Below are 21296 nucleotides of genomic sequence, written 5' to 3' on the forward strand. Positions count from 1 at the left end.
AAATTATATGATATGAAAAAGAGTAGAGTATCCTTGTTAGGATGGGTCGTTATCGCCCTTGTCAGCGGCATTGTTTTCGGACACTTCCTTCCCGATGCCATTGCCCGCATCTTTGTGACCTTTAATTCTTTGTTCGGTAATTTCCTTTCCTTCGCCATTCCATTGATTATCCTGGGGTTGGTAACTCCTGCTATCGGTGACTTGGGAAAAGGAGCCGGCAAGCTATTGGCTTTGACAGCCCTTATCGCCTATGGCTCTACCCTCTTCTCGGGGTTCTTTACCTATTTCAGTTGTTCGGCGGTATTCCCGCAGATAATCTCACCCAGTGCCGAACTGGTTGCTGTGGAGAATCCGGAAGACTTTATGTTGAAACCCTATTTTGTCGTGGGCATGCCTCCTTTGATGGATGTGATGACTGCTTTACTCCTGTCTTTTACGATCGGCTTGGGATTATCGATTATCAGTGGTACGACCTTACGCAATGGATTCAATGATTTTAAAGATATCATCATCCAAGTAATCGAAAGCGTCATCATCCCTCTTTTACCGCTTCATATCTTTGGTATTTTCCTGAATATGACTGTAAGCGGACAGGTGGCAGGTATTCTTTTCATGTTCGTCAAAGTCATCCTTGTAATCTTTATCCTGCATATCTTACTCTTATTGATTCAGTTCCTGATCGCCGGTGGCGTGAGTGGCAAAAATCCATTCCGCCTGTTACGTAATATGCTCCCGGCCTACGCTACCGCTTTAGGTACCCAGTCTTCGGCAGCTACTATCCCGGTCACCCTGAAGCAAACGCTGAGAAACGGTGTAAGCGAAAATATTGCAGTTTTTACCATTCCTTTATGTGCCACAATCCATTTATCGGGCAGCACGATGAAGATCGTTGCCTGTGCCATGGCGATCATGCTTATGGCCGGTGAACCGATACATCTCGCAGCATACAGTGGCTTCATCATGATGCTCGGGATAGCCATGGTTGCCGCCCCCGGTGTTCCCGGAGGAGCGATTATGGCAGCTTTGGGCATTCTGCAGACAATGCTCGGTTTCAACGAGACTTTACAGGCACTGATGATCGCCCTCTATATAGCTATGGATAGTTTCGGTACAGCCTGTAATGTAACAGGTGACGGTGCCATTGCCGTATTGGTTGACCGGATTGCCGGAAAACGCCCCAGAGAATCCGCTTGATTATTACATAAGAGTACGTATCTTTGTTTAATATAAGATTATACCATGAAATACCGAATATCCGTTTTTGCTTTTCTGTTATTTGTGTTTTTATTTGCCTTTCTGGAATGGATCTATAAATACCATTTTGCCTTTATCGAACAAAATCAAATGTTTCTGTTTACCGGTTACTATTTCCGGGAGATGGTGGTTCATCCGGGAGGACTTGCCCATTATATTGCCGAGTTTCTGGTACAGTTTTTTGTCCGTCCGTATGGCGGATCGTTTATCAATGCGATATTACTGACGGCAACAGGCATACTGACAGCCCTGATATGCAAGCGGATCAGTCCGTCCAAACCGCTTTATATCTTATATGTCCTACCGGTTATTTCCCTTTTATGTATGCATTTCGATTTCAATTATCTCTATCAGGGAACAGTCGCTTTCTTATTGATGTTGGGAGCGTTCTATCTGTATATCTCCTTGCGTGCATTGAATATGAGGCTACTTATGGGTGCCCTTTCCGTCTTCCTGCTTTTCTGGTGGGCCGGACCGGTAGCTCTTCTATATGCGCTCTCTGCCCTTCTCTGGGAAGGAATAAACCGCAATCCGAAAGCTTATCTTGCGGCAATACTTCCGGTAGAGTCGCTTGTTTTAGCTTTTGTCAGTGTTTATTTCAGCGAGATCGGTACTTTTCGTTTTGCTTTTCTGCCGGATATGTACTACCATAATGGTCTGGTTCCCGGTAAACACATCTATTTCTCCTGGATCAGTCTATTCCTCGTTCTGGTAATCAGCAAACTCTTCCATAACTCCAAGCCAATCTCTGTCAAAAAAGAGATCGTGCATAGTGTAGCCCAGTTACTGCTGATCGTTGTGATTGGCTGGCTTTTCATTGCCGAATATATAGATGTCAAGTCGGCCCGCCTGAAAAGATTCGATTATTGTGCCCGCTTTGAACAGTGGGACCCCCTTATAGAAATGTCTAAAGGCCCTCTCTCCAACTATCTCTATATGAATTATCTGAACCTGGCCCTTGCCCAGAAAGGGCGGTTGGCCGACGATCTCTTCTTATACGATCAACGGGGAATCGATGGCCTCTTCCTTCCCTGGAACAGGACATTGCAGCCTTCTATTATGCTTAGCGATATTCATTTTGCCATCGGTAACAGTGCCATCGCCCAGGAAATGGCATTCGAGAGCAGCGTGAGTACACCCGGTTACGGCAACCCCCGCTTATTCAAACGCTTGATACAAACGAACCTGATTTACGGAGCTTATCCCGTTGCGGAGAAATACCTGGATATCCTCGAAAAAACGTTATATTATCGCTCCTGGGCAAAAAAACACCGCGACTTCCTTTATAACGATGAAAAGGTAGAAAAAGACCCTTTGTTGGGAGAGAAAAGAAGGTGTTTGATCGACACGAACTTTATCGTGAATCATACATCGGCAAGTACCGACCTTCTTCTTATTGCCGCTCAGAACCCCGGTCATAAGACTGCCATTGAATATTTCGGATGTGCCGCCCTATTGACGAAAGATATGAATCAGTTTAAAAACCTTATTGAGACCTATTACGGCACGGATATTCTGCCCACTCTGCCTCGTTCCTTCCAGGAAGCGGTCATTATCCTTTACGAAGGACAACCGGAGATGTGGGAACATTATAAAATACCCGAAGAGATGATCCGTCGCTTCCAGGAATATAAAAAACAAGTATTGGCGCATCGCAACAACAGCGGAGCAGCCAATCTCTTGAGACGTTCCTTCGGTGATACCTGTTGGTTCTATTTCATGTTCAAATAAAACATATGGTTATGATAAACAAAATATTTTTCCTCTCTCTGATTCTTTTGTTCACGGCTTGCTCACATGCACCGGTCTCCCTTGATCAGGAGCGTAACGAAGGAGCACCGATCTTCCCGGATTATGCCGATTGCACGATCCCATCAAATATCGCCCCGTTAAACTTTCAATTAACCGTTCCCTACGAAGAAGCCTGTATTGTTTTTACCGACAAAGACGAAAGCTGGGAGGTGATTGCCCGGAAAGGTCAATTTACAATCCCTGCTTCCCGCTGGAAGAAGATGTTGCTGAAGAATAAGGGAGATAAGGTCTCCGTCAAAACAATGGCTAAAATCGAAGGGAAATGGGTCGGATACCTGCCTTTCACCTTTCGCATAGCTCCTGATCCGATAGACCCTTATATCGCTTACCGCCTTATCGAGCCGGGATACGAACTTTGGAATAAGATGGGTATTTACCAGCGTAACCTTGAAAGTTATAAAGAAACAGCGATCATGGAGAATAAGCTGAGCGAAGGAAACTGTATGAACTGCCACTCTTTCCGCATGCAGCAACCCGACAAGATGGTGTTCCATATGCGTGGAAAAATTGGCTGTACGATACTCATAGACGGTGAAAAGATAGAAAAATTAAACACCCAAACCAATTACACCATCTCTTCCCTGGTTTATCCCTACTGGCATCCCGAAGGACGGTATATAGCCTTTTCGGTGAATGATACCAAACAGGCCTTTCATATGAACCATTCGAACAGGGTAGAGGTGTTCGACCATAAGTCCGACGTGGTCGTATACGACACGGAGAAACACGATATCATCACCTCTCCCCTCTTGTTTTCAAAAAAGTCTTTTGAGACATTCCCTACTTTCTCGCCGGATGGGAAAACGCTCTATTTCTGTTCTGCCGATTCCTGCCATCTGCCGGAGGACTTCGAGGAGGTGAAATACAGCCTGTGTGCCATCTCTTTTGATGCGGAAAACCGTCGCTTCGGCACAACGGTTGACACCTTGTATAATGCCCCTTTACAGGGACGCAGCGTCTCTTTCCCCCGCATCTCTCCCGATGGAAAGTATCTGTTGTATACCTTAGCGGATTACGGGAATTTCTCTATCTGGCACAAAGATGCCGACCTCTATATGATAAACCTGTCGACAGGCGCACATTATCCTTTAGAAGCAGCCAATAGTCCGGATGTAGAGAGTTATCATTCCTGGAGCAGTAACAGCCGTTGGGTGGTATTCAGCAGCCGACGGATCGACGGACTTTATACACGTCCCTATATGACGTATATCAATGCAGAGGGACAGGCAGAGAAACCCTTCCTATTACCTCAGAAAGAGGTGGACTTCTACCATCGTTTCATGAAATCGTATAATATTCCTGAATTTATTGTGGGGAAGGTGAAGGACCAAAGGTTTGAGATCGGTCAAAAAGCCAAAAAGGAAAAAGGCAGAACGGTTACATTCATGGGCAAATAAAACGGGTTGAAACAAAAGTTCCTCCGGTTATGAAACATTTGTTTCACGCCGGAGGAACTTTTGTTTTATGCCGGAGAAAGGTTTTATTTCACCAACTTGAGCTCTTCAATTAAGCGAGGACATTTTCCCCATTTATCGATCATAAAGAGTATGTAGCGCATATCGACATTGATACACCGTTGTAAGTCCGGTTCGAAAGCAATATCTCCACTCATGGCTTCCCAGTTACCATCGAAAGCCAAACCGATCACCCGTCCGTTTTTATCAAACACAGGGCTGCCGGAGTTCCCTCCCGTAATGTCATTGTTGGAAAGGAAACAAAGAGGCAAATTCCCCTTTTCATTGGCATAAGGGCCAAAGTCTTTACTGCCTATCAATTCGAGGATTTCCGGTTGCACCCAGAACTCATCGCTGGTAGCATCTTCTTTTTCAAAGATACCCTTTTCCGTAGAGAAATAATCATACCAGGCAGCGTCATACGGACGATACCCCAGGATAGAACCATAACTCAGACGCATCGTGAAGTTGGCATCGGAAGAAAGGGCTTTCTCCGGATGCATCTCTTTCAGACCGGCAAAATAAAGACGTTCTCCCTTCGAGATGTCATAATGCGATTTTCCCATCTCTTGTTGTATCTCAAAGATAGACATCAATGCCGAGAGGCTTAGTTCCGCTGCCGGATCTTTCTGCAGCTTCTTATAGGCTTTCGGATCTTTCAACAGGGCTTCGATCTTATCGTATGACAATAAAGACGTTTTGTGGAACACATCAGCCGCATATTTGCGATAGTCTCCTTTGTATTTCTTGTCTACCTTCGCATAGATATCCGGCAGGTAAGCAGCCGGAACCGATTCTTTTACAATCTGCATCATGGCAGCCAACACTTTCTGGTCCATCGCCGGTTCATAGTCTTTAAAGAAAGGCTGGATACGATCTTCCAGGAAGATGTCTATTTCTTCCGGTGTCGATCCTTTCACATCTACACTCTGCACCATACGTGCCAGGCGAACAATCTCTGCACCTCCCCAAAACGCTTCGGTGAGATAGGTCTGTATACTTACATATTCGTTGGTTGAAGTATATCCGTTTTCCAACAGCGACAATACCTCTCCGTATTTCTCCTGGCGGCTGGGGTCTTGGGCTACCCAGGCGGCAAAAGCGGCTTCTTCTTCTTTCTTGCGATCGATCACATGCAGGTTGGCCAAGCCCCGGTTCATTCCGATAGAGTTTTTCCAGTAGTTGGAGCTGCCGGCAAATTTAGAGGCATACTTAATACGTACGGCATCACTGGCAGCCATGCCTTCTTTCCATATCTCCTGTTTCACTTCACGCACAGCAATACGGGGTTTGTTTGAGTTCTCTATCCGTTGCTGTACACCCCAGGAACAAAGATACCGGTCGGTACTTCCCGGGAAACCGATAGTCATCGCATAGTCGTGTTCTTTGTATCCCTGGATAGAGACTTCAGCAACATATTTCGGCTGATAAGGTTTGTTGTCGGCACTGTATGCGGCAGGCAAATTATTTTCTCCGGCATATACACGGAACACAGAGAAGTCTCCGGTATGACGCGGCCACATCCAGTTGTCTGTATCTCCACCGAACTTACCCACTGAGCTGGGCGGGGTAAATACCAGACGCACATCACGGAAAACATCGTATACGACCAGGAAATATTTGTTGTTGTTATAAAACGGAATCACACTGGCGGAAAGGAATTCGTTTTTACCGACAGAGTCGCAAATGGCCTTTCCGATAGAATCGGCGGCAGCCAGGCGGGCGAACTCAGTGTCGAGGCCTTCGATCTGACTGATCACGCGGTCGCTGACATCTATCGTTTCTTTCAGATAAAGAACACTTAATCCCGGCACAGGCAGCTCGTCTTCTTTGCGTTGAGAAACAAAGCCGTCTTTCAAATAATCATGCTCCACACTGCTCAACTTCTGGATAGAACCGTATCCACAGTGATGATTGGTAAACAACAAGCCTTCTTGCGAAACAGTAATACCTGTACAACCGCCACCGAATATAACGACTGCATGCGCAATGGACGGATCGGTCTCACTATACAACTGTTCATACGAGGGGGTGAAACCCAGTTCGGCCATACGGGCCAGGTTCACCTTGTTTAATTCTTTCAATACCCACATACCTTCATCGGCATGTATCTGGCTTACTGCTATAACGAATAGCAGTAGACTTGCCCACATTTTTTTCATAACTTCTATTTTAATTGTATGTATAATTTGTATGCATTGTTATTTCTTCCCTTCAATTTATTTTTTCCGGAAATAATGTCCGACGACCGGAAGTTCATGCAGGGGAAGGTCTCTTTTTATGATGAAAGTAACAAAAAGTATCAATAAAAAGGTACGGTATACGATCCGTATGAATACCGATTCGATCACAGGCATCATGCCGGCAGTATACAAAATAGCCGCCACCCCCAAATAGGTAAATGCCGATTTCAGGTCATAAGCGATCGGATATTTCTTCTGCCCGATAAAATAAGAGAGCAACATCATCAACAGGTTGCAAACGAACGATGCCCAGGCGCAGGCCATATACCCGTATTCCCGGGCAAAAAGCAAAATGATCAATACCGTTGCAAGGCATCCTATCATTGAAAACCAAGCACCCCAATGGGTCTGATCTGTCAGCTTATACCAGAAAGAGAGGTTGAAATAAATACCAAAAAACAATTCTCCCAACATCACGATCGGTACTACCCGCAAACCGGGATAATATGCCGGCGTCACGAAATATTTTAATAGATCGATATAGAACATAACCCCCAGGAAGATGAGTAAGCCGAACAGGATGAAATACCTCATCCCTTCAATATACGCCCGATGCCCCCCCTTTTCTTTATTCCGGGCAAAGATAAAAGGTTCATAGGCATAACGAAAGGCCTGAATAAACATCACCATGACCAGGGCTATCTTGAAACAGGCACCGTAAATACCCAATTGTTCCTGGGCAAAGACCTTGTCTTCGAAGAGAAAAGGAAAAATGATTTTGTCGGCCGTCTGATTGAATACCCCTGCTATCCCCAGGATCATGATCGGAAACGAATACCGTAACATCTGCCGGAGCAACGGAAAGTCCGCCTTGGCACGAAAAGCCTGGAAGATCTCCGGCAAAAGAAAGAGAAAGACGGCGATGACCGTGATAACATTGGCAATAAAGATATAGCCCACCCCATAATCGGGAGAATAGAACCAATCGATAAGCCCGGGCATATGGAGATACAACCAGGGACAGAGAACGAGGAAAAAGAGGTTCAATCCAATGTTCAGGAATATATTCATCAACTTAATCGCTGCAAATCGAACGGGTCTGTTCTGGTAGCGCAAATAGGCAAAAGGAATGGAACAGAAAGCATCCGTAGCCACAATGCCCAGGAACATACCTATGTATTCGGGATGATCGCCATAACCCAGTATATGACTGATAGGATGAAGAAAGCAAAAGCCGGCTAACAGGAATAAAAGCGATGTACAACCGATACTGAACAGGGTCGTACTATACACACGCAACGGCTCTTTCTCCTCTTTTTTATTGATAAAACGAAAAAGACCTGTCTCCATACCATAGGTAAGGGCAACAAGCAACAGAGCCACCCAGGCATACAGGTTGGTGACGATTCCATAATCGCCCGCATGGGGCAATACCCTGACATACATCGGAACCAATAACCAGTTCAAGAACTTCCCGGCAATACTACTTACTCCATAGATCGCTGTGTCTTTTGCCAGTCGTTTCATGCCTCCTCCCATCGAATCAATCAAATAAAAAGCCCTGCTCGCTGCCGCGTTTGCGTCCGAGGTGGGTATAAGCCAGTTCGGTTACTTCCCTGCCGCGCGGGGTGCGTTTGATAAAACCTTCTTTGATAAGGAAAGGTTCATATACCTCTTCCAGGGTGCCTGGATCTTCGCCCAGGGCAGTAGCAATGGTGGTCAGTCCTACCGGGCCACCACTGAATTTATCAATGATCGTTGTCAGTAAACGGTTATCAATCTGATCGAGTCCGTAACGGTCGATGTTCAGTGCCTCTAGAGAATAACAGGCAATGGCCTTATCGATATCTCCGTTTCCTTTCACCTGGGCAAAATCACGTACCCGCCGAAGCAGGGCATTCGCAATACGAGGGGTCCCCCGGCTGCGGGAAGCAATCTCCCGGGCGGCATTCAGCTCACAACGTACATGCAGGATGTCGGCACTGCGCAAGACAATCTTTGTCAATGTCTCCACATCATAATACTCCAGGTGCATATTGATCCCGAAACGGGCACGCAACGGACTGGTCAACAGGCCGCTCCGCGTAGTGGCTCCTACCAGTGTGAAAGGAGAAAGATCGATCTGGATAGAACGGGCACTGGGACCCTTGTCGATCATAATATCAATCCGGTAGTCTTCCATGGCCGAATAGAGATATTCTTCCACAACAGGACTCAACCGATGTATTTCATCAATGAAAAGCACATCGTTCGCTTCCAGGGAGGTCAACACCCCGGCCAGATCGCCCGGTTTATCCAATACGGGACCGGAGGTCACCTTGAAACCTACACTTAACTCATTGGCAATAATATTCGACAGGGTTGTTTTCCCTAATCCCGGAGGACCGTGCAACAGGACATGGTCGAGGGCCTCATGCCGCATCCGGGCTGCCATCACGAAGATCTTCAGATTTTCGACTACCTTCGCCTGTCCGCTGAAATCATGGAATGAAAGCGGGCGTAATGCATTTTCGTATTCCCGTTCATTTTCCGGTATCTCCTGATTACGTATGTCAAAATCGTCTGCCATGTTCTTTCCTAATTAATCGGCAAAGTTAATAATATATTCGTACCCGCTTTGCGAGTTAAGAGGCAAAGGAGTTAAAAGAAGTCAAAGGAGGGCGGAACAATCCCCCCTCCCTATTGTTTGTCTAATAAAGCGCCTAAAAAGCGACAGAGAAGAAATACATCAATAAAAAAACAGTATGGAAGCATTGTATACAGCAGTAGCCACCTCCACAGGAGGTAGAAGCGGAGAAGTGAAGTCGGCAGACGGAGTCATTCATTTGCAGTTGCGCCCACCCAAAGAAATGGGTGGCCCGGGTGGTGCCTATACCAATCCGGAACAATTATTTGCAGCAGGTTATGCCGCCTGTTTCAGTGGAGCCTATGGGCATGTAGCCCTTGCCAAAGGATTCCGTGTACGTCCCGAAGTCACAGCAGAGGTGACGATACATAAAGTGAGTGATGGGTTTAAATTATCCGTCGTGATGCATATCCATGTAGAAGGGATCCCTCTGAAAGAAGCGGAAGAGTTGGCACACGAAGCCCATGCCTTCTGCCCTTATTCCCGTGCCACACGAGGAAATATCGATGTGCAGATAAACGTCAAATAAGAGGGAGGGGGAATACCCCCTCTCAACGATGTAAAGTCGGATATTTATTGTTAAAACGGAAACCAATGCCTAACATCAGGCAGTTGGGGTCATGGAAATCATGGAGGCTGTATCCGATATGCAGGAACGAACTCCGGGTTATTTCAATCTTAAGCGCCAGTATCTGATACACTGCTTTGAGGTCGCCTCCTGCCTGCAGGATATTTGCTCCCAGCCCTATGCCGACCGTGAAATAAGGCATGACAAACTCCGCCCGTCCGGAAAGACCCAAAGCCAGTTGTTTGTCTAAAGAAGGGCGGATAAAGGTATAACCATCCTCGGTATAGACATTGGCACTGCCGTCATAGATCCCGTCAACAGATACGCCTGCACGGAATTTGTATCCGAAATTATACATCGGGGCAAAGTTGAAACCCCAGACCGTATACGCCTCCGGCGAAGGAAGATGCATATCTCCCGAAACGACCCCTTTTCGCCGCCACGAACCGAATAAAACCAAATCATAGCTTATATGCCGGGGGAATTCCGGAACAAGGGTGTTGAAGAAAGGCTTTGAAAGCGTATGATCCTTGCGATTAAAGTTATAAACCAAACCCAGCTTTACCCCCACCGTATTCAATCCGGCATTGGGAAACCGCGTGTTACCGTTGGAAAAATGCGTCAGAGAGATGCCCGGTGTCAGGTCAAACTGACGGGAAAGCGCCAGGTTCAGGTAAAACCCCAGGTTTATATACGCATTGATCTTCGATCCGATGATCTTGTTGTAATAGTTGTATTCGTAGTCGTACGGTTTCCAGCCGAACGACAAGCCGAAATTCCACTCATAATTCAAGGATAAACGAGGGTTGAACTGGCTGATGCGAGCCCCCTGAAATAAATAAAAGGCAATCGGATCGCCTAATTCTTTCCGGTTGTCCAGGGAATAATAAGCCAAGCCAAGCCCTTGATAAGCTCCCCCGTAAATCCGATCGGTACAGGTATAAGGATGATACTTAAACGAATATTTCAGATGTCCTGAAAAAGACCTCTCTATCGGTCGCCAAAAGGCGTTCTCTCCCTCCAGGAAAGAACTTGTCGGTACGATATATCCCGGGCGTAATTCGGCTTCCATCCGATGGATAAAACGACGGGAAAAAGGAAGGTGACGCAGTCCATCCGGTAGAAGATCGGATTTTTCCCTTTCTTTTTTCCAGGAAAGGAAGGAGGAGTCTGCTTGCGTATTACCTGCAATCTCTTTTTGTGCCAAAGCTGTATCAGACAGAAAAAACAATACTCCTGAAAGAGCCAGTACCTTCCATCCATATACGCCGCTTTTTATAGATCGTGTCAATCTCTTCTTTTTTAAAATCGTCCGGATATAACCCTATCGCCGAACGATCCGCGAATATATCACTTTATTCGTTTCCGCTTTTATTCTCCGGCATAATTTTAAGATTATTTCAAACGCATCGGACAAAAATACAAGCCGAATTTCTATTGCCGATGGGCTTCAACAATATTGCCGATGCCCTTCGACAATATTGCCGATGCGCATCGGCAATACTGTTGATGCCCATCGGCAACAAAATACTCCCGGTTTTGTGAACAATTTGTTCAGCCCTCTTTTTTGTGTATTGATAGAAAAAGCCGATATTCGCCCAGTGAATACCGGGCATTATCTAAAACGCTTGTATCTATGAAATGCGGAACATACATCCTCTTATCTGTCCTTTTTCTGTGCATTGTCTCTTCGCTTTTGGGCTGCCAGAAAGGAGTACCCCCCACGCTTTTGCTGCAACAAGCAGAATCGCTGATGGAGACAAACCCCGACACTGCCTATCTCCTATTGAAAAAAGCGGATGCCACCGCCTCTTTCAACCGCGCCCAACGGGCCGAATGGAATTTGTTGGTGACACAGGCGATGGATAAAACGTATAGGAAACATACAACAGATTCGTTGATCCGGGCTGCTGTCGACTATTACGAACAGGGAGAAAATCCCGATCGCCTGCTACTTGCCTATTACTATATCGGTAGAGTTGCCCAGGATCTGGGAGATGCTCCACGGGCCCAGGAGTATTATCTAAAAGCGTTGGGAATAGAAGCCCATAAGACGGATAATTATTTGTTAGCCTTGATAAACGATCATATAGGAAGTTTGTATACACGTCAACGCGTCTATGACAAAGCGCTACCTTATTTGAAAGACGCTTTCGATTATATGAAAAAAGCAGAAAATGCCAAAGGTCTCTCTTTTGTTTTACGAGACATGGGAAGGGTGTATCGCCAATTGGGTAAAATAGATGAAGCAATTACTTATTATACAGAGGCATTGGAAAACGCTGATGAGATAAGCCGTCCCTCTATTTTGGTAGAATTAAGCAATTGCCATATCGCATTAAAAGAATCAAACAAAGCGCAAAGTTATCTGCAGGAGGCTCTTTCTTGTGTAAACGATTCTATTGATTATTATACCACTTGTTTGACATTGGGGCGGTTTTATCTGCAGACAAACCCTGACACTGCCTTGTATTATCTGCAGGAAAGTGAAAAAAGCAAGCAACTGACTACCCAGGCAGCTTCTTTATTGGGACAAATAAAAATAGCCAAACAAAAAAAAGAATGGGAAAAATATGCAGCATTACATATAAGATACAGCGATATAGAAACCCTAATTGCCCGGCAAAAGCATACGAACGCAATTCGTGAAACCGAACAACTTTACAACTATCAGTTGATGGAGAAAGATATAACTCTTAGTCAGCTACAGAATACATTGTTGAAACGTGATCTGGCTCTTGTGTTTTTATTCTCCGCCTGCATCCTTTTCCTTTTCTTCTGGTATATACGCACTTCGCATAAAAAAGAGAAAGAATGGGAGAACCACTATCAGAAGATGTTAAAAGAACATCAGAAAAAAGAAAAAAAGGTAGAAGAAGATCAATACCGAATAAACGAATTAGAACATATATTGAAAACGTCTGCATCCAATATGGATGATTATCTTCGGGAGAAAAAACGTTTGGAACTGAATATGAAACAAGTACAAAACGCGCAAATTAATAAGAAAGAAATAGACATCCTATTTAAACAAACATCCATTTATAAATTATTTCATAACACCACAAATTTAGGGGAAATCACCAAAGAGAACATGAATGAACTTATCTGCGAAATTAATATCTATTACCCTAATTTTAGATCAACCCTTATTCATTATTTACCCCAAATTACGGAAACGGATCTGCAAATCTGTTATCTTTTAAAGACAGATATGGGGACATCCGATATCGGACACTTATTATCTACTTCAATTACTGCTACTTCCATGCGAAAAAGACGTTTGTTTGAAAAATTATTTCAGGTAAATTCTGCCATAACAGACCTGCAATCGTTTATTCATTCCCTTTTCTAATCCTTGTATGAGGAATAGATAAACGATTGATTCTTAATGTATAAAACAGAATGTGAATACGAATGTGAATATAAGAACCCACTATTTCATGGAGGAAAGGAATTTGTAATTTAACTTTGGATAAACAAATTTTAAAATCATGAAGTTAAAATTATTTTTTTTAATCCTCTTTGTTGGATTTTCATCCTTTTCCTCTTTCTCTTATGCAGAAACAGACGATGATGATTTTCCTATTCCTGCTGAAGAAATAGAGATAGAAGGAGAATGGAATGATAGTAGTCCGCGTTCACTTTTCTCTTCTCGTCCTACCGCTTTCCTTCATGGGAATACGATTGACTTGGTCTTTTCTAAAACAATCACCCACCTACAGGTAAAAATCATCGATTCCAAGGGTAGTTTGGTCTTTGAAGAGGTGATCTCTTCACAGGGTAAATCAACTTATTCTATTCCATTTTCCTTACAAGAAGGAGCCTATTCCCTTATACTTACACATAGATGCGGAGTATTAATGGGGGATTTCATTTTTTGACCTCTTTTTCTGTCTGTTTATAGATATTTTCATCTTAAATAAAACGGTATTTGAATTTAAAGTATAATTTTACAATTAATTGAATCTTATGAAAACAAAAATTTACTTATTTTTAGTATTTATTTTTACATCTATTACATGAATTACGCACCACATAAATGCAGAACCCGTTTTACCAATGGACAAATACAACGAATGTGCGAAAGAAATTTACTTTAGAGAGTGATTGGGAAATTCAAATAGAATGGATTGAAGGTATAGGCAGTTTGAATGGTTTATTTTTTTGTAGTAGAGTGATTTACCCTACGCATAATTATAAGTTTAATAAATTAATCGGATTCAAACACCAAGGGGAAATTTTATATTTCAACGAAGACTTTCCCTCTTTTTACCCTACGGACATAGAGCCGATCCATACCGAAAGGAAAGAGATAAAGGTTTCTTATCGGTTGGATAATACCATTTGTTTTGATTTTAATAACTTGGGAATAATCTCCATGCAGATTTATAATACAGCCGGGATACAACTGGGCCGTTATAAGGTAGAGAATGAGGAAGAATATATTCTCTCTCCAACGGGATATACTCCCGGTATCTATTTCTATCAATGTACGGACAAACAGGGCAAATCCTATTCCGGTAAGTTTAAAGTAAAATAATAAATACCAACAGTTTCGGGCGGCTTTTTTTAACCAAACCGTAAATATCCTTATTTCCTATATCGCCGCCCGGGCTGTTGTATTTTCAATTTTTCGGATTAATCCCTTGTTCGGAGTGTCACTCAGGCAAAAAAAATACGGCTATCGCAAGAGTTGCAATAGCCGTATAGGTTATGTTTGGATCGTATCTATCGAAAGAAAGAATCTCTTATTAGATTATATGTTCCAATCCGGAAAGGCTTTTGTTCAGTTCCTGATCGGATAATTCGTAGTTCGTCAGGTCACCGGATATATATTGGTCATACGCAGCCATATCGATAAGTCCATGTCCTGAGAGGTTGAAAAGGATGGTTCTTGCTTTTCCCTCTACCTTCGCCAGGTTGGCTTCCCGGATAGCGGCAGCAATGGCATGAGACGATTCCGGTGCCGGGATGATACCTTCTGTGGCAGCAAATAAGGTAGCCGCTTCAAACGTATCCAATTGTTTCACATCAACAGCTTCCATCAATCCGTCTTTCATTATCTGGCTGACGATAGAGCCTGCTCCGTGATACCGCAATCCGCCGGCATGAATATTTGCCGGTGCGAAGTTATGTCCTAGGGTGAACATAGGCAGAAGCGGAGTATATCCGGCCTCATCTCCATAGTCGTACTGAAACTGTCCGCGTGTCAGTTTCGGGCAAGAAGCCGGTTCGGCTGCTACAATACGTATATCTTTTCCATCCGTTAATTTATGACGCAGGAAAGGAAAGGTAATGCCCGAGAAGTTGGACCCGCCACCGAAGCAGCCAATCACTACATCCGGATATTCACCCGCCATCTCCATTTGTTTCTCCGCTTCCAGGCCAATCACAGTCTGGTGTAACATCACATGATTCAACACACTGCCCAGGGTATACTTACAGTTAGGTGTCTGCATAGCCAGTTCTACTGCCTCGGAGATCGCTGTGCCCAAGCTCCCTTGATAATTCGGGTTTTCAGTCAATATCTTACGTCCCGCTTTTGTACTCATACTGGGCGAGGCGATTACCTGCGCACCGAATGTTTGCATGATAGAGCGGCGATACGGTTTTTGGTGGTAACTGATCTTCACCATATATACGGCCAGTTCCAGTCCGAATGCTTTCGCGGCATAGGACAAGGCCGCTCCCCATTGGCCGGCTCCTGTTTCCGTAGTGATATTGGTAACCCCTTCTTTTTTACAGAAATAGGCTTGTGCAATAGCTGAATTCAGTTTATGAGAGCCAATAGGACTCACACTTTCGTTCTTGAAATAGATATGAGCAGGGGTATCCAAGGCTTTCTCCAATCCATACGCACGTACCAAAGGAGTGGGTCTGTAGATTTTATATAGTTCACGCACCTCTTCCGGTATCTCAATCCAACGGTCTGTCTGGTTCAATTCCTGCTCCGACAGTTCTTTGGCAAAAAGAGGGTAGAGATCCTCCGGTTTCAAGGGTTGTTTTGTCTGGGGATTTAAAGGAGGAAGCGGTTTGTTCTTCATATCGGCAACAATATTATACCAGGCAGTTGGTATGTCTTTCTCCTCTAATAAAAACTTTTTCGTACTCATTTCACTATTATAGTTTACATGTTTAATCCTATTTAAGCCAAAAGGCTTACAAGTTGACAGCAAAGGAACAAATAAAATTTCGTTCTTCAATAGGAATACGTAAAAATGTATATCTTTGCGCCCTGATTGACAAATGATAAATGGAGAAATGATGAAAAGCGTTTTATTTTTTCTGATAAGCATTTTTATCGTATGTTCAGCCTCTGCACAAAGCAAAGACTTTACCTATACTTTTTATGGATTTATCCGGGGGGATGTTTTTTATGATACGCGTGCCAACTCTGCCCCCATTGAAGGGATATTTCATCTTTATCCGTTGGATAAGATGCCGGATGCAAACGGGAAAGACCTGCATGCAACACCCAGTGCCAGTTTCAATGTGTTCACGACCCGCCTCGGTGTCGACCTTACGGGGCCACGTTTAGGCTCTGCCCGTTCGTCGGCAAAGGTAGAAACAGACTTCGGTGGTTTCTCGCCCAGCAACACGATGTTGCGTATCCGCCAGGCTTATGTGCAGTTGCATTGGGAGAAATACAGTCTATTACTCGGCCAGACCTGGCATCCGCTCTTTGGCTCCGTCTCACCGAATATATTAGGGCTTTCGACAGGATCTCCTTTTCAGCCTTTCAACCGAAGCCCGCAGTTTCGTTTCGAGTATATGCCGCATAAAATAAAACTTACGGCTGCAACGATCTGGCAACTGCAATATACCTCCAACGGTCCTTCCGGAGGTTCCTCTACTTATTTAAAGAACAGTTGTGTTCCCGAATTATATATAGGGGTTGATTACATCTCTTCCACCGGTTGGTTAGCCGGTGCAGGTATGCATATGATCTCCTTGAAACCCCGTACTGTTTCTTCCTGGAAAGAACAATCGTACAAAGTAGAGGAACGCATGACCACCTTTTCTTATGAGGCACATGTGAAATATACAGGCCGTTCTTTTACCGTGGCTGCGAAGACATTCCTGGCCTCCGCACTGGATCATACATTGATGATGGGTGGATACGGCATACGTTCCATCGACCCGGCAAACGGAGAGCAGCAATATACTCCGTTCCGTCATTCCACTTCCTGGATCAATTTCACTTACGGGAATAAATGGAAACCGGCCCTTTTTATCGGGTATTCCAAAAACTTAGGAACCACCCACGATATGGTTTCTTCCGAAAAGTACGGAAGAGGATTGGACATCGATCAGTTATTTACTCTCAACGCGAGTATCTCCTATAACCTCCCTCATTGGAGGATAGGTATTGAATATTCTCCCTCAACAGCTTATTATGGCAGTCCGAACGCCCGCAACGGCAAGATAGAAGATACCCATTCGGTAACCAACCACCGCCTTGTCGGCCTTTTGGTATACCTTTTCTGAAAAAGTGTGTGTATATAACCGATTCGACGCTCAGAGAGGCTTTGCCAATAAGATAAGGCTAAGCGCCATGATAGCCATTCCGGTAACCAGACCGTAGATAGAAACATGATGTTCCCCATATTCACGGGCAGCGGGGAGTAACTCATCCATGGAGATAAAAACCATAATGCCTGCCACAGCCGCAAACACACAACCCATAACCGCGGGCGACATAAAAGGCATCAATACCAGGTAGGCCAAAAGAGCTCCTATAGGTTCGGCCAGGCCGGACAACAAAGAGAGGTAAAATGCTTTCTTCCTGTCGCCTGTTGCATAGTAGATAGGCACAGACACAGCAATTCCTTCCGGTATATTATGGATAGCAATAGCCACAGCAATGGCTATGCCTAAGGCTGGATCTTCTATGGCAGCCGTAAAGGTGGCTATCCCTTCCGGGAAATTATGGATACCGATAGCCAATGCCGTCATCAACCCCATGCGCATAAGTTTGGTTTTAGGCGGAGGAGCCTGCATACTCTCTACTGAGCGTACCTCGTGGGGATTCTCAAAAGAAGGGACCAGACGGTCTATAATGCCGATCAACAGGATACCGGCAAAGAAGAACAATACGGTCATTCCCATACCTTCTTTTACGCCCATCTCTGCCACCAATGTTTCTTCCGCCTGACGAAGAATCTCTACAAACGAAACATAGATCATAACTCCGGCAGATAAACCCAGAGAGAAAGAAAGGAATCTCTTATTGGTTTGTTTGGCAAAGAAAGCAATCAGGCTGCCAATGCCGGTAGCCAAACCGGCAAAAAGAGTCAGTAAAAAGGGAATGAATATATTATTTTCCATACAGTTGATCTTCCTTTCAAACAATAACATATGTATAAAAAGAAATGTTCACTTTTGAAATTACTTATCACTCCGCATACTAAACTCACAACCGCAATAGCGTTGGTTGTAAAAGGCATGCAGGGCGATCAACTCCTTCCGGCGTTCACTGAGTCCGCCTTTTCTCCAGTTCTGCTCCCAAAAGAAGGTTCCCGGATAAGCTGCTGCCGCATATTGTCCGGCAGCATGGATCTGTTCCAGACTCTTCCACCGGGAAGAAGCCAGGGTTGTGGTAAAGACTGTATATCCATTTTCCTTGGCGTAACAGGCTGTGACCAACAGACGTTGCCTGAAACAATGCAGGCAACGGCGGCCGCGCTCCGGCTCTTTCTCCAACCCCTCCATGGCCGTTCGCCATCCGGCATGATCGTAATCGCCGTCAATGATAGTCAACCCCAGGGCCTGTGCATACCGGGTACATTCATTTTTCCGCAGTTCATACTCCTCCAACGGATATATATTCGGGTTGAAATAAAAAATGACAGGACGTAAGCCATTGGCCAACAAACATTCAATAATAGCGGAAGAACAAGGAGCACAACAGGTATGTAATACAATATCTGTCACTCCCTCCGGTAGTCCCTGTTTTATGTGTAATAAATCAGTATGCATCACTTAATCCTTACTCAACAAAGGCCCGCACCCATCCGGACAGGCTTTGTTAGGAAATTCAAATTCAAGAGTGATATGTTGTATGCCGGCCTCATTCAGTTGCTTTTTTATCTGTTCTTTGATTCTCTCCATAAGCGTTAGATCGGGTATGACCACATGAGCCGTAAGCGCAGTCTCGGTCGTACTGATCGGCCAGATATGCAGGTGATGCACGTTCTCTACTCCGCCGACGGATTGCATAATCTCTTCCACCTCTTTCAGGCTGGTACCTGTCGGAACACCGTCGAGGGATAAGCGCAGACTGTCTTTCAACAGATCCCAGGTTGAATAGATGATAACCAGAGCGATCCCGATCCCGATAATCGGGTCAATAATATACCATCCCGTGTGAATAATAATTATACCGGAAACAACCACCCCGATAGAGACCAGGGCGTCTGCTGCCATATGCAGATAAGCACCTTTTACATTCAGGTCGCGGTCTTTGTCTTTCATAAACAACCAGGCTGTAAACCCGTTTATCAACACCCCGATCCCTGCTACCCAGGCGATAGCTCCTCCTTCTACGGGTTGGGGATGGATAAACTTTTCGATACTTTCTGCAAGGATGATGCCTACGGCTATCAACAGAATCACGGCATTGAATAAAGAAACCAATACCGTACTTTTTTTATATCCATACGTATACTTTGAGGTAGGATGAACTTTGGCCAAGCGGAAGGCCAGCATAGCCAGTACCAGACTGGCCACATCACTCAGGTTATGACCGGCATCGGACAAAAGGCCCAGTGAGTTAAACCAAAAACCTGCACCAAACTCTGCCAGGACAAAGACTATATTTAATCCTATACCCAAGATGAAAGCCCTGTTCAACGAGCTCAATTCATGGGAATGATGGGCATGATGACCATGTCCTTCGCCGTGATTATGATTATGTGCCATAATAAAACCGTTTACTTAAAACCGATTGATCCTTCTGCAAAGCTACGCTTTTTTCTAAAGCACCCTCTCCCCATTGTTAGGTATTTTATCGTACTTTTGCAACGCAATCAGTAGAAAGGATAAATGAATACACCGATACAACATATTCGCATAGAGGATTATAACTATTCGCTACCGGAGGAGAAGATAGCCAAATTCCCTCTAGCCAAGCGGGATGAGTCTAAACTTCTTTTGTATAAAGAAGGAGAGATTAACGAAGGCCGGTTTAAACAGATAACAGATTACCTGCCTTCCGGTGCGATGTTGGTGTTTAACAATACGCGGGTCATTCAGGCCCGCCTGCTTTTCCACAAAGAGACAGGTGCACGGATAGAGATATTCTGCCTGGAACCGGTCGATCCACACGACTACGCCCTGGTCTTTCAGCAAACAGAACGATGCCGCTGGACCTGTATGGTCGGTAATCTCAAGAAATGGAAAGAAGGGCGGTTGGCAAAAGAAGTACAGATCGGTGAAGACACGATCACCCTCTACGCTGAAAAGTTACAAAGTGCCGCAGATACCCACCTGATTGAGTTCACCTGGGATAAACCGACTTATACTTTTGCTGAATTACTGGATGCCACAGGGGTCTTGCCCATCCCTCCTTATCTCAACAGGGATACGGAGGAAAGCGACCTGCAAACCTATCAAACCATTTATTCCAAGATAAAAGGTTCGGTGGCCGCTCCGACAGCCGGACTGCACTTCAGCCCGGAGGTGATGGCTGCTCTTGACGCCAAAGGCTTTGTCCGCGAAGAACTGACCCTACATGTAGGCGCCGGAACCTTCAAGCCGGTAAAAAGCGAAACGATCGAAGGCCATGAGATGCATACCGAGTTTATCTCCGTATCGCGCCAGACGATCCAACACATAAAAGAGAATCCCGGCAAGATCATTGCCGTAGGTACCACCTCGGTACGCACCCTGGAAAGTCTCTATTACATCGGTACGTACCTCGCCACCCACCCCCAGGCAACTGCCGAAGAGATGGTGGTCGATCAATGGGCTCCTTACAAAGAGCCCCAAGATACTCTCTCCCCCCAAGAGGCCTTGCAACATATCCTGGACTACCTCGACAACACACAGACAGACCGCCTGGTGACCGCAACACAAATAATGATTGCTCCGGGTTATACGTTTAAGATCGTGCAAGGAATCATCACCAACCTCCATCAGCCCCAAAGCACTTTGCTTCTGCTCGTCTCTGCTTTTGTCAAAGGAAACTGGAAAATGCTCTATGATTATGCCTTAACCCACGATTTCCGCTTCCTGAGTTATGGGGATAGTTCGTTGTTGTTGTAATCGGTAATTAATCATTAACGATTAACGATTAGTGATGAACGTTTAACGATTAGTGATTAGTGATGAACGATGGGTGAAGCGTGAAAGATTATAATTTACAATTTATAATTAACAATTAATTATTAGTGACT

The 21296-nt window shown here is 44.8% G+C and carries 17 protein-coding genes; 9 read left to right on the forward strand and 8 right to left on the reverse strand.

Going from position 1 to position 21296, the window contains the following annotated elements:
* Positions 1–12: 12 nt before the first annotated feature.
* Genes D0T51_RS08530 through D0T51_RS08540 form a run of 3 tightly spaced genes read left to right on the forward strand, consistent with a single transcriptional unit; the run spans position 13 to position 4463 of the window.
* A complete protein-coding gene (locus tag D0T51_RS08530; protein ID WP_163727938.1) occupies positions 13–1194 on the forward strand; it encodes a dicarboxylate/amino acid:cation symporter in 1182 nt (393 codons plus the stop codon).
* Between the two features lie 45 nt (positions 1195–1239).
* Positions 1240–2985: a DUF6057 family protein gene (locus D0T51_RS08535; RefSeq protein ID WP_163727941.1), complete on the forward strand. Its 1746-nt coding sequence runs from the start codon at positions 1240–1242 to the stop codon at positions 2983–2985.
* Between the two features lie 11 nt (positions 2986–2996).
* Entirely contained in the window at positions 2997–4463 is a 1467-nt protein-coding gene (locus D0T51_RS08540; RefSeq protein ID WP_163727944.1) for a PD40 domain-containing protein, read from the forward strand.
* A gap of 83 nt (positions 4464–4546) precedes the next feature.
* Here D0T51_RS08540 and D0T51_RS08545 read toward each other — a convergent pair whose 3' ends face one another.
* The 3 genes from D0T51_RS08545 to ruvB are packed head-to-tail and all read right to left on the reverse strand — an operon-like array spanning position 4547 to position 9272.
* The gene (locus D0T51_RS08545) at positions 4547–6682 is read right to left on the reverse strand and encodes a S46 family peptidase (protein ID WP_203583353.1); all 2136 of its coding nucleotides are present in this window, start codon (positions 6680–6682) and stop codon (positions 4547–4549) included.
* A 57-nt stretch (positions 6683–6739) separates the two neighbouring features.
* Positions 6740–8242: a lipopolysaccharide biosynthesis protein gene (locus tag D0T51_RS08550; RefSeq protein ID WP_163728023.1), complete on the reverse strand. Its 1503-nt coding sequence runs from the start codon at positions 8240–8242 to the stop codon at positions 6740–6742.
* Positions 8243–8246: 4 nt separating this feature from the next.
* Complete coding sequence (ruvB, locus tag D0T51_RS08555; protein WP_163727946.1) at positions 8247–9272, reverse strand: Holliday junction branch migration DNA helicase RuvB; 1026 nt, start codon at positions 9270–9272, stop codon at positions 8247–8249.
* A gap of 175 nt (positions 9273–9447) precedes the next feature.
* Here ruvB and D0T51_RS08560 point away from each other — a divergent pair, with 175 nt between their 5' ends.
* Positions 9448–9858 (forward strand): organic hydroperoxide resistance protein, encoded by a 411-nt coding sequence (locus D0T51_RS08560; protein ID WP_163727949.1) that lies wholly within the window; start codon positions 9448–9450, stop codon positions 9856–9858.
* Between the two features lie 22 nt (positions 9859–9880).
* Here D0T51_RS08560 and D0T51_RS08565 read toward each other — a convergent pair whose 3' ends face one another.
* Positions 9881–11176: an acyloxyacyl hydrolase gene (locus tag D0T51_RS08565; protein WP_163728024.1), complete on the reverse strand. Its 1296-nt coding sequence runs from the start codon at positions 11174–11176 to the stop codon at positions 9881–9883.
* Between the two features lie 357 nt (positions 11177–11533).
* Here D0T51_RS08565 and D0T51_RS08570 point away from each other — a divergent pair, with 357 nt between their 5' ends.
* The 3 genes from D0T51_RS08570 to D0T51_RS12355 all read left to right on the forward strand — a co-directional run bounded on the left by D0T51_RS08570 (position 11534) and on the right by D0T51_RS12355 (position 14440).
* Positions 11534–13252 (forward strand): lipopolysaccharide assembly protein LapB, encoded by a 1719-nt coding sequence (locus tag D0T51_RS08570; protein WP_163727952.1) that lies wholly within the window; start codon positions 11534–11536, stop codon positions 13250–13252.
* A gap of 139 nt (positions 13253–13391) precedes the next feature.
* Positions 13392–13781: a DUF3244 domain-containing protein gene (locus D0T51_RS08575; RefSeq protein WP_163727954.1), complete on the forward strand. Its 390-nt coding sequence runs from the start codon at positions 13392–13394 to the stop codon at positions 13779–13781.
* Positions 13782–13978: 197 nt separating this feature from the next.
* Positions 13979–14440: a T9SS type A sorting domain-containing protein gene (locus tag D0T51_RS12355; RefSeq protein ID WP_163727957.1), complete on the forward strand. Its 462-nt coding sequence runs from the start codon at positions 13979–13981 to the stop codon at positions 14438–14440.
* Positions 14441–14651: 211 nt separating this feature from the next.
* Here D0T51_RS12355 and D0T51_RS08585 read toward each other — a convergent pair whose 3' ends face one another.
* Entirely contained in the window at positions 14652–16013 is a 1362-nt protein-coding gene (locus D0T51_RS08585; protein ID WP_163727959.1) for a TrpB-like pyridoxal phosphate-dependent enzyme, read from the reverse strand.
* Positions 16014–16164: 151 nt separating this feature from the next.
* Here D0T51_RS08585 and D0T51_RS08590 point away from each other — a divergent pair, with 151 nt between their 5' ends.
* On the forward strand, positions 16165–17388 hold the full coding sequence (locus D0T51_RS08590) for a hypothetical protein (protein WP_163728027.1): 1224 nt from the start codon (positions 16165–16167) through the stop codon (positions 17386–17388).
* Between the two features lie 30 nt (positions 17389–17418).
* Here D0T51_RS08590 and zupT read toward each other — a convergent pair whose 3' ends face one another.
* From zupT to D0T51_RS08605, 3 genes are read right to left on the reverse strand one after another with little or no spacing between them, the layout of a single operon-like run.
* Positions 17419–18228, reverse strand: a complete 810-nt coding sequence (gene zupT, locus D0T51_RS08595; RefSeq protein ID WP_163727962.1) for a zinc transporter ZupT — start codon at positions 18226–18228, stop codon at positions 17419–17421.
* 60 nt (positions 18229–18288) lie between these two features.
* Positions 18289–18879, reverse strand: a complete 591-nt coding sequence (locus D0T51_RS08600; RefSeq protein WP_163727964.1) for an epoxyqueuosine reductase QueH — start codon at positions 18877–18879, stop codon at positions 18289–18291.
* Between the two features lie 3 nt (positions 18880–18882).
* Positions 18883–19821, reverse strand: coding sequence for a cation diffusion facilitator family transporter (locus tag D0T51_RS08605; RefSeq protein WP_163727967.1), 939 nt, complete (start codon positions 19819–19821; stop codon positions 18883–18885).
* Positions 19822–19944: 123 nt separating this feature from the next.
* Between D0T51_RS08605 and D0T51_RS08610 the strand changes: the two genes are divergently transcribed.
* A complete protein-coding gene (locus tag D0T51_RS08610; protein WP_163727969.1) occupies positions 19945–21165 on the forward strand; it encodes an S-adenosylmethionine:tRNA ribosyltransferase-isomerase in 1221 nt (406 codons plus the stop codon).
* Positions 21166–21296: the final 131 nt, after the last annotated feature.

The organism is Parabacteroides sp. 52, assembly GCF_010500925.1.
GTDB lineage: Bacteria > Bacteroidota > Bacteroidia > Bacteroidales > Tannerellaceae > QVMG01.